Origin of the sequence: Nostoc sp. FACHB-190, assembly GCF_014696905.1 — a bacterium.
Taxonomy (GTDB): domain Bacteria; phylum Cyanobacteriota; class Cyanobacteriia; order Cyanobacteriales; family Nostocaceae; genus Nostoc_B.
On sequence record NZ_JACJQW010000002.1, the window covers coordinates 176,929 to 189,797 of the forward strand.

The following is a 12,869-nucleotide window of genomic DNA, read 5'->3' on the forward strand; positions in this document are numbered from 1 at the left end:
ACCGCATTACTTATGGTTAATACTCTACCCAAGCCAGGAATTAAAACCCCCAGCCAAGAAACTGTACTCACTCCCCGCTTTTATACAACAGATTTTGAAAAAGCAGCCAACTTAGATTTGTCTACTCAAGATACAGAATTACAAGCGATGTTAGCCGAGATGCGAGCCGACTATAACCGCCACCACTTTGTTCGGGATGAAGCATTTGAACAGTCTTGGGAACACATAGAAGGTGAAGCGAGACAAGCGTTTATTGATTATTTAGAACGCTCTTGCATTTCTGAATTTTCTGGCTTTTTGCTGTTCAAGGAGTTGTCGCGCAAGCTGAAACATCGCAGTCCCTTACTAGCAGAGATGTTTCAACTCATGGCGCGAGATGAAGCCCGCCACGCCGGCTTTCTCAACAAAGCAATGGGGGATTTTAAACTCTCCCTAGATTTAGCAATGGTGACGAAAACCCGCACCTATACGTTTTTCCCGATAGAATGGGTACTCTACACCGTCTATCTCTCAGAAAAAATCGGCTATTGGCGTTACATCATTATTTACAGACATCTACAACAGCACCCGGAAAACCAGTTTTACCCCATCTTCCGCTACTTTGAAAGCTGGTGTCAGGACGAAAACCGCCACGGAGACATATTTAAGGCGCTGTTACGTTCTCAACCGCAACTCTGGAACAACTGGAAAGCTAAACTGTGGAGTCGCTTTTTCTTGCTGTCGGTATTTGCTACCCACACAATGACAGTTCATGAACGGACTGGTTTTTACAAAACTTTAGGACTAGATGCAACAGAATTTGACCGTCAAGTAGTTTACAACACCAATGAAACCGCCGGACGGGCTTTTCCTGTAATGTTAAATACCGAACATCCCCAATTTTTCCCGCGCTTACAACGCTGCGCGGCTCATAACTTACAAATTGCCGAAATTGAACGTAGTTCTCAGCCCAAATTTATCAAGCTGATACGTAAACTACCTTTAATCACGGCTATTGTTTGGAACTTACTCTTGCTTTATCTCATCCAGCCCATTGATGCTGAGGCTTTGCGAGAAACTGTGCGTTAGTCTTGCTTCAAGACATTCTATATTACCCAAGCAGTATTCCCATGACTATGAACTGAGTAAACTTTGGGCTCAACCTAGAGGTTTCGGCTTCATTCATAGTCTTTACTTGTGGTCGGGAATTACCTGAATCAGTCCCGTTTGAAATGCTGTATCGTAAGTGATGACGGGCAAACTTTCGAGTTCCGCTTGAGCCATGCTCATACGATCAAAGGGATCTCGATGGGCAATTGGTAGACTTCCGGCTCTGAGTGCATGGGCTGAGGTGATTCCAAATTCGATAAATCTTGCCCGATTTAATATCTGTGAATATTGCTCAACGAGTTGTTTTGCTTCAGGTAGTTTCCCAATGCGGTATTTAGTGGCAATTTCCCAAGCAGAAAAACTACTCACGAAAATGCGATGATCGGGGTTGCGAATGATGTCTCGGCATTCAGTATCGAGTTTTGGGTCATCAAAGAGCCACCATAATAGGATATGTGTGTCAATTAGGTAGTTTCTTCCCATTGCTGAAGTTCTTCTTCCGGTAAGGGTTCAAAAAAAGCATCGCTGAGTTTTCCTGTTAGTAATCCTGGGGTACGCGGTTCAAGTTCGCTTATCGTCAGAGGTTGGGCAGTTTCCCGATTTAAACCTAAGCGAAAGTAGTGAATCAGATCATAAATTTCTGCGAGTTTATCTTCGGGGATGTTTTGCAGTTCTTGGACAATTTTCTGAATCAGCATAAGTCAAATCTTATGTATTTGATGGTTAATTGGGTTTCGGCTTCGCTCAACCTAGAGGTTTCGGCGGCACTGAACCTGATGGTTTGTACTGCGTTTATGATGGCTGGCGCATCAATGCCATGCAAAATTATATTCATGATGGCAATTACATACGCCAAACTTTTCTTTACCCGTAAATGTATGTTTTTGCAGAATCTCAAGCTCTTTTGTGGTCTTAACAACACTTCTTAACTATGGACTACTACCCGATCGCTCCTCTTCAATCATGAATCCTACCATCAGGCATAATTGCTCCTTGAAAATCAGCATTGGTGAGAATAGCCCCCGTTAAATCTGCACCTTGGAGGTTGGCTTTTCGCAGAACTGCACTTTCTAAATTGGCATAACTCAAGTCTGCACCTTGTAAACTAGCCCCACTTAAATCGGCCGCTAAGTTACCCCACTGTATTGTTTTACTCAGATTAGCTCTACACAACTTGGCTTGATCTAAGTTAGCGTGATGTAAAGAAGCCGCTCTCAGGTCAGCGTAACTCAAATCTGCTCCAGTCAACAGTGCATATCCTAAATCTGTGCGCTGGTTAGAACTAGGACGCAAATCAACTTGAAATAGCAGCGAACGCGATAAGTTTGCTTTATGCAAATTAGCCCCACACAAACTTGACTTAATTAAGTTAGTTTCTTCTAACCGAGTATTAACTAATTTTGCACCCGTTAAATCAGCTTCTCGCAAAACAGCACGATATAAATCTGCGTCACTTAAATCTATACCCCAAAGAATAGATTCACTTAAATCTGCTTCTCGTAAACAAGCTTGGCTCAGATTAGTTTTACCCAGTCTGGTTTGGCGCAAATCAGCATAGCTAAAGTCTACACCTGTAAGGTTGGCATTAGTTAATTCTGCTTCTTGCAAATTCAGTTTTTGGAAGTTTCTTTTACCAGCAACATAGGATTTGAGAATGTCATTTATGTTCATAAATTAATGTTAAAAATTTCCAGTTTCAGCAATTACTTTAAAACTTAATTGTAATTAAATATGAGTTCGATGAATCATTTTTCGTCTTTTTGGTGATGTTTGTCGAACTCAAGTTAATTAAAGCCCAGCATTAGCCACAACGCAGATTTAGCAATAAGTTACCCATACTTTTGGTGTTAAGCCGTCAAATCTGCCATCAATTCTGCAACAGACATCATACGCCCTGGATGGCTAACATTAGCACCAGAAAAAATTAAACCATGTTCCACATCACCACGGGCAGCTTGCGCTAGGGCATTGAGTAAGCAGTAGGTTTTACCTTTGTCTCGAAACAGACAAGTTTCTAAACAGTTGGCAATACAAGACCTTTTCTGTGATGAATCTGTCATAATTTCCTCTGCGAAGGCATTGCGTAAAGCCCGACTCGGTTTGCCGACAGGACTGGGTACAGTAACAATATCTGCTAAATTCGCTTGTAAATGACGTTCTTTATAACGCTGATTGGCATCACATTCAATTGTGGTGATAAAGCGAGTACCCATCTGCACGCCATCAGCGCCAATTGCTAACATTTGATCAATATCGTGGCGATCGCTAATGCCACCTGTCACAATCAAAGGTATCCTCACACCCATCGTCTCGGCTAAATAATCCCGAATTTGCGAAACCACCCAGCCAACTGAAAACCCCGGCACATTTATCTGTTCACATTGGGTAAAATGTCCGCCTACCTTCTGGCAGTTTTCCACAATTAAGGCATCGGGTAGGCGATTATATCGATTTTTCCAAGTTTGACAAAGAAACTGGGCTGCATCAAAATTAGCGATCGTTGGTACTAGGGCAACATCAGGAAAATCAGCCGTGTACTCTGGTAAAGTTAAAGGCATTCCTGCCCCAGTCACAATTAAATTTGCACCCTCGGCTGCGGCGGTTGTGGCTAATTCGGCGTAATCTTTCGTACCGACAAGAATATTCACGCCTATCACCCCATCAGGGCTGATACATCTGGCTTTAGACAATTCATCAATAAGTGCGAGTCGATTGGCACTAAAAAAACTACTCGGTTTGCGTTGATTAAAGTAGGGAGAATCTAAGCCCAGTCCCAGGGAAGCAATCATCCCCACGCCCCCAGCATTTGCAACTGCGCCAGCCAATTGTGCGCCAGCAACCCTCACTGCCATTGCCGCTTGCATAATGGGATAACGGGCGATATGTTTACCAATTTGCAAGGGATGAAGCATCGAGGGCATTTGATTATTACTCATTCTTAACTAAATAGCTAAGGAGTAATTTTATCATCTCGGTGTGACTTTTCTTGGATAGTCATTTTTTGCTGGGATTTCTGGTGATGAAAAATTAGAGACGCGGAAATTCGCGCCTCTAGAACAACTACAACCTAGCTAAAACAGGTTGGCTATCTACTGCACCGACAGTATCTGATTCTGTATCTGTGCAGTAGATTTCGCAGGAGTTATTGGGGCTTTCGATGAGTTTGACTTTGTAAAGCTTGGCTCCTAGTTCTTGGATGGGCGATCGCAGTAAATTACTAATATATAGAGCGATATTTTCCGCAGTCGGCACAACCTCAGCAAAATAAGGTACATCTTTGTTCAAAAAGGTGTGATCAAATGGTTCTACCACATAATCTGCGATCGCTTTCTGCAATGCACCCAAATCAACAATCATCCCGGTGCGCTGATCAATTTCGCCTTTCACCGTCACTTCTAAATGATAGTTGTGTCCGTGGCCATTTGTCCGAGCGCATTTACCATAAATCTCAGTATTATCTTCTAAGCTGAGATCAGGATGTGCCAAACGGTGTGCGGCACTGAAGTGAGTACTGATACTGAGGTAAGCTTCCATTGAGTTTCCCATATAATCTGCCCAAAGTTCAGGATGTTCAAATAACTGTACGCGGACTACAGGCAAGTGGGGTGCTAACCGCCGCCAGATAACCCGTGCAATATTTTCAGTGGTGGGGAGAGTTTCTTGAAATTCTGCCCAGACATCATTGAGATAAGAAAAATCCAGTTGGCTGGTAACTTCGCGTTTAATGACTTGTTTGACATCAGACAAATTCAGCACCATGCCATACTTATCTAATTCCCCAGCCAGGGAAATAAATAAGACATAGTTGTGTCCATGTCCAGGAAATTTTGAGCCAGCACCAAATTTCTCAAAATTCTCAGCATCACTCAGTTCGGGTAGCCAATAGCGATGACTAGCCGAAAATTGAGCGCGGCGATTTACGATACATTGCATGAGTACACTGGGAGAAAAATTTAAATTTTCTTAATCTTTCACTTTTTCCAGCATAAACTAATTTCTTTGTCTGTGGTGAGAGGAATAATATCTTGCTAGTGCGGGTATCTCTCCAGACCACTGACATCATAACTGGTCATAATCCATTAAAGTTGCTTTTCCTTCGGCAATTTCTTGTTTAGCTTGTTTAGCCGCAGCAATCAATTTTGATTGAGTTCCTTTAAAAGCAATATTCCATCTAATTTCATCTTGCAATTCATCAATGTACTCTCGCAGATGTTCTGCAATGCGGTCTTGTACCTCAATCGGTAAAGATTCCATCATTTTGACTACAGTAGTAATTGCTGTTGATGACATAATGTATGGTTTTTATGCAACGCTTTGATTTTAAACTAACACGAAATACTTATAGCGTTTCTCGGTTGAGTGCAGTACAAGTAGATGGAGAAAAGAGGCTAGAGGCTAGGGAAATGTACCTCACTGGAATGAGAACCGCTATATACCAATTTGAAAGAAGAATGCGACAGATAGAAATCAGGAAAGTCTTACTTGAGCCAGATTTCTTAATTGCAAATTGCGAATTGCGAATTGGTATTACTCCTCTCTTCTTTGCGCCTTTGCGTCTCTGCGTGAGATAAATCCTCCCGCGAATCTTCAATATTTTCACTCAATCACTGTGGATGATTTTGCTAATTGTTCTTTTACCCATTGCCGTACATAACGAATTAAACTTGTTTCCCCCATTGTTAAACTTAATTCTAAAAATTGCATCAGCACAGCAGCCTTAAATATTGGCAATGCTAAAGAAATTTCACAAGGTTGATACTCTTCATTAACTAAGCTGCAAATTGTCAAAGTCTCACAGTCAAAACGCCATACTTCTGGTACTCTTAGCGCCGCATAAATCCCCATTCGATTCATTGAACTGCTAGTATTATCAACCTCAATTGCTAAATCTGGGGGCGGATCAAGTGTTAAATCGATGACATCTTTACCGCGCACAGCTAATTCGTTTTGAATGTAATAACACTCATCTGGTTCTAAACCTTTGCGTAAATCTTCTCGTGTCCAAGTTGTAGAACCTAAACTGCGAATTTCAATTCCTAATTCTTCTGTCGTTACTTCAACAAAGCGACCAAGTAATTTCTTAAAAGTTTCATGGGGTGGTAGAGGCATGAGTATTTCTAAAGTTCCGTTATCATAAGTCAGTTTGGTTCCTGGTTGTGACTCTAAATCTCGCACTAAATTTTGATAGGTGTCCCATTGAATGCCGTGCAGTATGGTTATATTTTGGGGTGGTAATGTTTCAGCTAAAGTTGTATTAGCAGCGATCGCATTATTCATCCTGTTCTCCTTTAGCTATCAATTTAATTTTATTTATGCACTGAATCTTGGGCTTCGTAGTATAATCTGGTCGCTATGCGAAACATTTCTTGACCTGTGTGCAGATAGCGATCGTCATAGCTAAGTGGAAAGTATGCAAATTCTTCTATACCATCGGCTACTTGATTAATGCTGTAGTAGAGATGTGCCGCAGTTCTCGCTAAACTAGGGGGATTAGGCAGTGAACGAAAAATAAATTGAGCTTGTTTAATCTCGTCTCGACAAATATCTAAATATTCTTGAAATGATTCTAATAATTGATCATCAAAAGGATCGGCGGCTAATTGCTCAATTTGCTCTTCTAGGGAATCCAGTATTTCACCAAGAACGCTGTTAACTGGTTGATAAATTAAACGTAGCCATTCTTCAATTTGTTCATCAACATTTTTACCTGATTTTCGATTGGCTTGGTAATGTTTTTGCGCTGATGCTGCCCGTTGTTGGCGATTTTGAGATTCATCTTGCAATTTTTGGTCATAGTCAAGGCGACTTTGGCTATCACCTAAGACTTCATAAGCAGCGTTGATGCGGATAATTTCATCTTTATCGGCTGTTTTTTGATTGCTATCAGGATGAAATAATTTTACCAAGCGGCGATAAGCTTGTTTTATCTCCGCTTGGCTGGCATTAGGATTAATTTTGAGAGTTTCGTAGTGGTTCTCAGTTTGTTTGGAATTCACCATTAGTCTAAGTAATTTTTAGCTGACGCTGGTAGTTATTTTTGCTTCCAGGTCTTGGAACAACGGTGTACTTAAATACCTTTCGCCAAAACTGGGTTGAATCATCACAATTAAGCGTCCGGCTTTTTCTGGGCGTTGGGCAACTTTAATTGCAGCACATAAAGCCGCACCGCTAGAAATTCCCGATAATAAACCTTCTTCTCTAGCTAACCTTCGACTGTATGCGATCGCTTCTTCATCAGTCACAGTAATTACTTCATCAATAAACTTCATCTTTAAAACTTGCGGTACAAACCCCGCACCAATCCCTTGGATTTTGTGCGCCCCTGGTTGTCCGCCTGATAAGACTGGGCTATTGGCTGGTTCAACTGCGATCGCCTGAAAACTTGGTTTTCGTGCTTTTAGAACTTCTGCTACACCAGTAATCGTACCACCTGTACCCACTCCAGCAACAATCATATCTACCTGACCCTCGGTATCTTCCCAAATTTCTTCGGCGGTTGTTTCTCGATGAATTTTGGCATTCGCCGGGTTGCGAAATTGCTGCAACATATATGCGTGTGGCGTAGTATTAGCTATCTCCTGGGCGCGGCGAATTGCACCACCCATACCTTCCAGCCCCGGAGTCAATTCTAATTCTGCCCCATAAGCGCGTAACATCGCCCGTCGTTCGCCACTCATGGTATCTGGCATTGTCAAAATTAAGCGATAACCCTTAGCGGCTGCTACCATTGCTAGGGCGATGCCGGTATTCCCGGAAGTTGGTTCGACTAATACAGTCTTTCCAGGAGAAATCAATCCCTCGGCTTCGGCTGCATTAATCATGCTAATCCCAATGCGGTCTTTTACCGATGCTGACGGGTTCAAACTTTCTAGCTTGACTAATATTTGTGCTACACATCCCTCGGCTTGGGGAACACGATTTAACTGGACTAAGGGCGTACGACCAATAATTTCTGTAATGTTACGGGCAACTCGCATAATATTCCTTTGTAATTAGTCAAGAGTCAATAGTCCACAGTCAAGAGTAAAAACTATTGACCATTGACTATTGACCATTGAGCATTGACTAATAACTAAATGTAATACATGATGTCTAGCTGTTTACGGGCATCTCTTTTTTCACAAAGATCCTGGAGTGTATAGTTTTGTAAAACAGCATTTGCAGCTAGACAGGCTTCTTGCCAGACTTCATCGATAACGGCACTATCTAAACTTTTGATAGTCGATGTTTCTTCGCTCACACGTACATCTAAACCTTCTAAGCATTCTAAAACTTCATATATCGTAATTTTCCAAGGTTCTTTCGACAATAGATAGCCACCTTTAGAGCCGCGTTGACTCTTGATAATACCTCCACGTCTTAAGGTTGCCAGAAGTTGTTCTAAATAGCGATCGGGTATGCTTTGTTGAGCAGCGATTTGCCGAATTTGCATCGGTTCACCGTTTTCGTAATGAGTTGCCATTTCGATGAGGGCAAGAATTGCGTATTCTGATTTACACGATAGTTCCACAGGCAGTAATTAAAGTTGAAGTATGAATTATGAAGTATGAAGTATGAAAGATAGATAAATATTTCATACTTTTCTAGTATACTCCGGTTAATTGCTGGGGTTTTGGATTAATGCGATTAACGTGAAATGAGGGAAGATGAGATTTGAACCCGAATTTCTCACGTATGGGTAGCGGGTGTGGAGAGAGAGGGGAGTGTGGGGAGTCTTTCAAGGGCAGGCTTTTTTTATTAGACAAATTTTTGGGCTTTTAAAACCAAAATTATTGTCTGAACAGTTAAAACTACGTTTCATAATTGAGAATATTCTCAACTATTTATCGAAGGTTTAAAAACCTGCCCTTGAAAGCCACACTTCCCACCCCTCCCACACCCCTGGATTTCTCACAAGAGAGAAATCCAGGTGAGGTGCGATCGCTATCACACAAATCAAATACCTAACGCAACATCAGCAACGCCGGATCAGTCACAATGATTAGCTACAAGTCTCTGGTCTGAGCCTGTCGAAGTGCTGTCAGTTAGACAGTGTTAGTCTGTGGACTGGATAATGCCGACATTACCAGAGTGAAGCAGAAAGTAAACATCGAACTCTATTTAGTACAAGTTATCTTTTCTAGAAAAGTCTAAATAGATAAGTTTGAGTAAGTTTTATATAACGGATGTGAGGAATGTTAAATCTTGTCAAACGCCAATCTCGTCAACGCAAAAAACGCCGCCCTTTTGGTTTATTTTTGGTCATTGTATCTTGGAGTCTGGTGATGGGTTGGCTATTTGCGTCAGCAAACAGTGTTTACAGTGCGACTCCTACTTCAGAAATCGGCACAGTTGATGTAGTTCCGGCTGCATACGGGCTAGGACAAGAACTATACATCGAAAATTGTGGTAAATGTCATATAGCCATCCCTCCAGAAGTTTTACCTACCCAAACTTGGAAAAATCTTTTAGAAGACTCCCAACATTATGGTGTACAACTCCAGCCATTAGTTGATCCGCCCCGAATTTTGGTGTGGCGATATCTGGCTAATTTCTCTCGCAGTCAACGAAATGACGAAGAAACACCCTATCGCTTGAATAAATCGCGTTTGTTTAAGGCTTTGCATCCTAAAGTTGATTTACCCCGTCCCTTACAACTCAGTAGCTGTGTTAGCTGTCATCCCAGCGCCGAGGTATTTAATTTTCGTCGCCTGTCTGCTGAATGGGAAAATTCTAATTGAAAGAAGGGGATTCAAACCTAACTCTAATCACCCTCCTCCCTTCTTCAAAGCACGTTTATCCTACCATCATCTTGAATGTACACCGAGCGATCGCCAGGAACGCGCCAAGTCGGACGCAATTCTACACGCAAGGTAGCTAAACTCGGTCGAGAAAGATTAGCTTCTATTGACCTACCCGTTTCATCCCAAAATATTAAAGATGTGTTTGGTTCTGTGCCTTCTAGCTGATCTAAATATAAAATCTGTCCGGGATTGAGGGAAATTGGGTCAGTAATGGAAGGTTTTTGCAGTTTCAGCACACGCGGAGTTCTGTTAACTACTTGCACGCGGACACGTTGTCCTGGTGTAAATTGAAGTGGAGCCTTACCACAGTTAGAAGCACAAGTTCCAGCCAATGAAATTTTTGAGTCATGGCTGGCAGTTAATAGCAAAGTTGCGGTAATTAATAAAGCTGATACTAATTTAGACATGGCATCAGAATTTACACAGTTGGTATTTAAGGACTTCAGCCTAACACCGTACTGAGTAAATTGTGTATTAGTGTAAATCCTGATGCGAGAAAAGTGCTGAGTGCTGAGAGGGGGAAGAGGGGGGAGACAAGGGAGAGAGGGAAGAGGGGGGAGACAAGGTAGAAATACTGCTCTCTTATCTCCCTTGTCCCCCTTGTCCCCCTTGTCTCCCTTGTCTTATTTACTTTCTTGCATACTTCTGACGATTTTGGTCACAAGTTTTCTGGGTGTAAATCTCACACTTTCAGAAAGTAGTTTATTTTTCAAACCAGGAACAACTACGGTTTTATTCTCAAACAAGGCATCATAGCCGATTTTAGCCACAGTTTCCGCATCCATAATTTTTTGACCACTGACAAGTTTTGAGTCTTCCATTGCGGCGCGTTTTTGGAAATTTGATTCTGTCGGCCCTGGACAGAGTGCAGTTACAGAGACACCTGTACCTTCTAATTCATTAGCGATCGCTTCTGAAAATGATAGTACATAAGCCTTACTGGCATAATAAACTGCCATTAACGGGCCTGGTTGAAAAGCCGCAGTTGAAGCCAAATTCAAAATTCTGCCATAACCTTGCTTCACCATATCTTTCAGGAACAGCTTGGTTAAATGAGTCAGACACATCACATTAACTTGCAGCATTTGTAATTCCGCAGTTAAATCTGTTTCGTTAAACAAACCATAGCTGGCAAATCCCGCATTGTTAATCAGAATATCAACCTTAATTGATGCTTGTTGTAACTCAGCAAAAATTTCTTCTGGCGCAGCAGGATTCGCTAAATCTTTAGCAATAACTTTGACCTCAATCCTAAAGTTAGTTCTTAATTCAGCAGCAATTTGATGGAGTTTCTGCTCACTTCTGGCAACTAATACCAAATTGTATTTATCTTGAGCAAATAACTTCACAAATTCATAACCAATCCCACCAGATGCACCAGTAATTAGGGCAGTTTTTCTGCGATCGCTTTGCATAACTTTACCTTAGTTAAAATCGAGTAAACAGTAATGTTGTAAGTGTTATCAAATCTTACACCCCTAAAACCTTACACACATTCTTAACAGATAGTCTTGGTGCTTCAGGAATAACATTATTGCCATTGCGAAATTTCCAATTTAATAGCTGATTCTGCACCAACTACATCTCGACCACGTTGCGGTAAGAGAATATCAGCACCTAAACTTAAATCAATATTTGGTTCTAAACTTTCAGAGTTCCAACAATATTTTGCTTTGTATATATTATCTTCGGCTGTAACATCCACAATTAAATAATCAGACCATAAAGGTAACTGGTCAATGTGACTATCAAACAACCAGTCTCTTTCTTTTTTTGTAAAGGAATGCAACGCTAACCGAATTGCATATCTACAGGTATTATCGGCGTTTACTGCATAGCGCGGAATTAAGAAAGCCGTAAACAAAGGTACAGGCTTATCCCGCATTAATTCCACCGTGATGGGACAATAACGGTCAATGGCTTGTTCGTGTATGGGAGTAGGAAGACCACGCAAAGCCACCCGGACTTCCATTTGATAAAAAGTATTTTTGCTGTCAATTAATTCTACATTACTCAAGGATAGCTTTACCTTGATATCACCAAACAAAAATCTTTGGAGATTTTGATAAGCTTCCTCGGAATTAACCATCCCATAACGGCCGCCATGAGTCCGATGAATATATGCGCGATGCGCCCCTCTGACATAAGCTTTATCTATTTGTACTAAACCGTCACTCTGCGGCCCCACAGCCTTTTGTGACAAACCAGCACCATTTTCATAATCACGCGCATTTGTACCAATAATACAAAAAACCCTATCTGGTGAAAAAGCATTATCTAGACTTTGAGTATCAAAATTTTGGGGTAAATCTGGCGCTAATTTCACTTTTGGTGTGAAATATTCATACATTCTTTGCGGGCCAAAATCATCAGAATTATTCCATCTCAAAGTATCTCTGATACCTTCAATTAAACCACCCCCGACTTGAAAATAAATTCCCCCATGCGGTGTGCCATAGGTAAACAATTTATCAATATGGTCTTCCGCTTTTTCATTATGATCTGGATAAATTTTTTGAATTAAACTCCGACAGACCAAACCACCCATTGAATGAGCGATTAAATAAACTTTGTTTGCACCACTTTCTTTTTTCACAACATTAATTAAATCTCGTAAACCCTCAGCAATTTCCTCCATTTCTAGCCTGACGGTTTTTTCTTCACCAAAACTCGGTGAAGTCATATCATAAAATCGATAAATCCAAATAGTTTTGATATTACTGCTCAACTGCTTATTATCAAACACCGGACGATAACCGTGGTCAGTTATCAAACGCAACAAAGGACTTTCAAAAAAGAACTTTTCCGGCGTACCTTTTTCTCCCACCCGAATATGAGTTGAACCACTATTAAATCCGTAAAATGGATCATTCACCGTTTGGTCAACATCTTGATCTGTTCCTGCATAGCCACGCACATAAATAATTGGTAAATACTGCATTTATATTCTCCATTTTTATTATTTTTCATACGCAGTGAGACGCAATATCAAGGGTT

Annotated in this window: 16 protein-coding genes; 2 read left to right on the top strand and 14 right to left on the bottom strand. The window is 41.2% G+C overall.

All coding sequences use genetic code 11. The features are described 5' to 3' along the window. The first annotated feature begins 12 nt into the window (after window positions 1–12). Window positions 13–1,068 carry a magnesium-protoporphyrin IX monomethyl ester (oxidative) cyclase gene (gene acsF, locus H6G28_RS03735; RefSeq protein WP_190590282.1) on the top strand — a complete coding sequence of 352 codons (1,056 nt, stop codon included), beginning with the start codon at window positions 13–15 and terminating at the stop codon, window positions 1,066–1,068. A 102-nt stretch (window positions 1,069–1,170) separates the two neighbouring features. On the opposite strand, the gene H6G28_RS03740 is transcribed toward acsF, so the two are convergent. From H6G28_RS03740 to H6G28_RS03790, 11 genes are all read right to left on the bottom strand, one after another. Beyond that, a complete protein-coding gene (locus tag H6G28_RS03740) occupies window positions 1,171–1,572 on the bottom strand; it encodes a type II toxin-antitoxin system VapC family toxin (RefSeq protein ID WP_190669056.1) in 402 nt (133 codons plus the stop codon). Continuing rightward, entirely contained in the window at window positions 1,554–1,787 is a 234-nt protein-coding gene (locus H6G28_RS03745) for a hypothetical protein (RefSeq protein ID WP_190669058.1), read from the bottom strand. The genes H6G28_RS03740 and H6G28_RS03745 overlap by 19 nt, the downstream gene beginning before the upstream one ends. Continuing rightward, window positions 1,781–1,924: a hypothetical protein gene (locus H6G28_RS03750; protein WP_190669059.1), complete on the bottom strand. Its 144-nt coding sequence runs from the start codon at window positions 1,922–1,924 to the stop codon at window positions 1,781–1,783. Before H6G28_RS03750 ends, H6G28_RS03745 begins: the two co-directional genes overlap by 7 nt. Window positions 1,925–2,046: 122 nt before the next feature. After that, entirely contained in the window at window positions 2,047–2,760 is a 714-nt protein-coding gene (gene hetL / locus H6G28_RS03755; RefSeq protein WP_190590286.1) for a heterocyst differentiation pentapeptide repeat protein HetL, read from the bottom strand. A gap of 176 nt (window positions 2,761–2,936) precedes the next feature. After that, on the bottom strand, window positions 2,937–4,025 hold the full coding sequence (locus tag H6G28_RS03760; protein WP_242054444.1) for an NAD(P)H-dependent flavin oxidoreductase: 1,089 nt from the start codon (window positions 4,023–4,025) through the stop codon (window positions 2,937–2,939). A 124-nt stretch (window positions 4,026–4,149) separates the two neighbouring features. Then, window positions 4,150–5,022, bottom strand: coding sequence for a 6-carboxytetrahydropterin synthase (locus H6G28_RS03765; protein ID WP_190669062.1), 873 nt, complete (start codon window positions 5,020–5,022; stop codon window positions 4,150–4,152). Between the two features lie 126 nt (window positions 5,023–5,148). Continuing rightward, entirely contained in the window at window positions 5,149–5,379 is a 231-nt protein-coding gene (locus H6G28_RS03770) for a restriction endonuclease subunit S domain-containing protein (protein WP_190669064.1), read from the bottom strand. Window positions 5,380–5,685: 306 nt separating this feature from the next. After that, complete coding sequence (locus H6G28_RS03775; protein ID WP_190669066.1) at window positions 5,686–6,366, bottom strand: Uma2 family endonuclease; 681 nt, start codon at window positions 6,364–6,366, stop codon at window positions 5,686–5,688. Window positions 6,367–6,395: 29 nt separating this feature from the next. Beyond that, complete coding sequence (locus tag H6G28_RS03780) at window positions 6,396–7,088, bottom strand: J domain-containing protein (RefSeq protein ID WP_190590289.1); 693 nt, start codon at window positions 7,086–7,088, stop codon at window positions 6,396–6,398. 15 nt (window positions 7,089–7,103) lie between these two features. Beyond that, window positions 7,104–8,066, bottom strand: coding sequence for a cysteine synthase A (gene cysK, locus H6G28_RS03785; RefSeq protein ID WP_190590290.1), 963 nt, complete (start codon window positions 8,064–8,066; stop codon window positions 7,104–7,106). A 95-nt stretch (window positions 8,067–8,161) separates the two neighbouring features. Continuing rightward, window positions 8,162–8,599, bottom strand: coding sequence for an RrF2 family transcriptional regulator (locus H6G28_RS03790; RefSeq protein ID WP_190590291.1), 438 nt, complete (start codon window positions 8,597–8,599; stop codon window positions 8,162–8,164). A 664-nt stretch (window positions 8,600–9,263) separates the two neighbouring features. Between H6G28_RS03790 and H6G28_RS03795 the strand changes: the two genes are divergently transcribed. Next, window positions 9,264–9,809, top strand: coding sequence for a cytochrome C (locus H6G28_RS03795; RefSeq protein ID WP_190669068.1), 546 nt, complete (start codon window positions 9,264–9,266; stop codon window positions 9,807–9,809). A 44-nt stretch (window positions 9,810–9,853) separates the two neighbouring features. On the opposite strand, the gene H6G28_RS03800 is transcribed toward H6G28_RS03795, so the two are convergent. From H6G28_RS03800 to H6G28_RS03810, 3 genes are all read right to left on the bottom strand, one after another. Beyond that, complete coding sequence (locus H6G28_RS03800; protein ID WP_190669070.1) at window positions 9,854–10,279, bottom strand: hypothetical protein; 426 nt, start codon at window positions 10,277–10,279, stop codon at window positions 9,854–9,856. Between the two features lie 216 nt (window positions 10,280–10,495). After that, on the bottom strand, window positions 10,496–11,287 hold the full coding sequence (locus H6G28_RS03805; protein ID WP_190590294.1) for an SDR family NAD(P)-dependent oxidoreductase: 792 nt from the start codon (window positions 11,285–11,287) through the stop codon (window positions 10,496–10,498). Window positions 11,288–11,403: 116 nt separating this feature from the next. After that, window positions 11,404–12,813 carry an esterase/lipase family protein gene (locus H6G28_RS03810; RefSeq protein ID WP_190669072.1) on the bottom strand — a complete coding sequence of 470 codons (1,410 nt, stop codon included), beginning with the start codon at window positions 12,811–12,813 and terminating at the stop codon, window positions 11,404–11,406. Window positions 12,814–12,869 lie beyond the last annotated feature (56 nt).

What these genes read in the sequence shown, in the direction of transcription:
- H6G28_RS03760 (WP_242054444.1), bottom strand. Translation starts at nt 4,025, where the DNA reads ATGAGTAATAATCAAATGCCCTCGATGCTTCATCCCTTGCAAATTGGT.
- cysK (WP_190590290.1), bottom strand. Translation starts at nt 8,066, where the DNA reads ATGCGAGTTGCCCGTAACATTACAGAAATTATTGGTCGTACGCCCTTA.
- H6G28_RS03795 (WP_190669068.1), top strand. Translation starts at nt 9,264, where the DNA reads ATGTTAAATCTTGTCAAACGCCAATCTCGTCAACGCAAAAAACGCCGC.
- H6G28_RS03810 (WP_190669072.1), bottom strand. Translation starts at nt 12,813, where the DNA reads ATGCAGTATTTACCAATTATTTATGTGCGTGGCTATGCAGGAACAGAT.
- H6G28_RS03770 (WP_190669064.1), bottom strand. Translation starts at nt 5,379, where the DNA reads ATGTCATCAACAGCAATTACTACTGTAGTCAAAATGATGGAATCTTTA.
- H6G28_RS03750 (WP_190669059.1), bottom strand. Translation starts at nt 1,924, where the DNA reads ATGAATATAATTTTGCATGGCATTGATGCGCCAGCCATCATAAACGCA.
- H6G28_RS03780 (WP_190590289.1), bottom strand. Translation starts at nt 7,088, where the DNA reads ATGGTGAATTCCAAACAAACTGAGAACCACTACGAAACTCTCAAAATT.
- acsF (WP_190590282.1), top strand. Translation starts at nt 13, where the DNA reads ATGGTTAATACTCTACCCAAGCCAGGAATTAAAACCCCCAGCCAAGAA.
- H6G28_RS03765 (WP_190669062.1), bottom strand. Translation starts at nt 5,022, where the DNA reads ATGCAATGTATCGTAAATCGCCGCGCTCAATTTTCGGCTAGTCATCGC.
- H6G28_RS03800 (WP_190669070.1), bottom strand. Translation starts at nt 10,279, where the DNA reads ATGTCTAAATTAGTATCAGCTTTATTAATTACCGCAACTTTGCTATTA.
- H6G28_RS03745 (WP_190669058.1), bottom strand. Translation starts at nt 1,787, where the DNA reads ATGCTGATTCAGAAAATTGTCCAAGAACTGCAAAACATCCCCGAAGAT.
- H6G28_RS03805 (WP_190590294.1), bottom strand. Translation starts at nt 11,287, where the DNA reads ATGCAAAGCGATCGCAGAAAAACTGCCCTAATTACTGGTGCATCTGGT.
- H6G28_RS03740 (WP_190669056.1), bottom strand. Translation starts at nt 1,572, where the DNA reads ATGGGAAGAAACTACCTAATTGACACACATATCCTATTATGGTGGCTC.
- H6G28_RS03775 (WP_190669066.1), bottom strand. Translation starts at nt 6,366, where the DNA reads ATGAATAATGCGATCGCTGCTAATACAACTTTAGCTGAAACATTACCA.
- hetL (WP_190590286.1), bottom strand. Translation starts at nt 2,760, where the DNA reads ATGAACATAAATGACATTCTCAAATCCTATGTTGCTGGTAAAAGAAAC.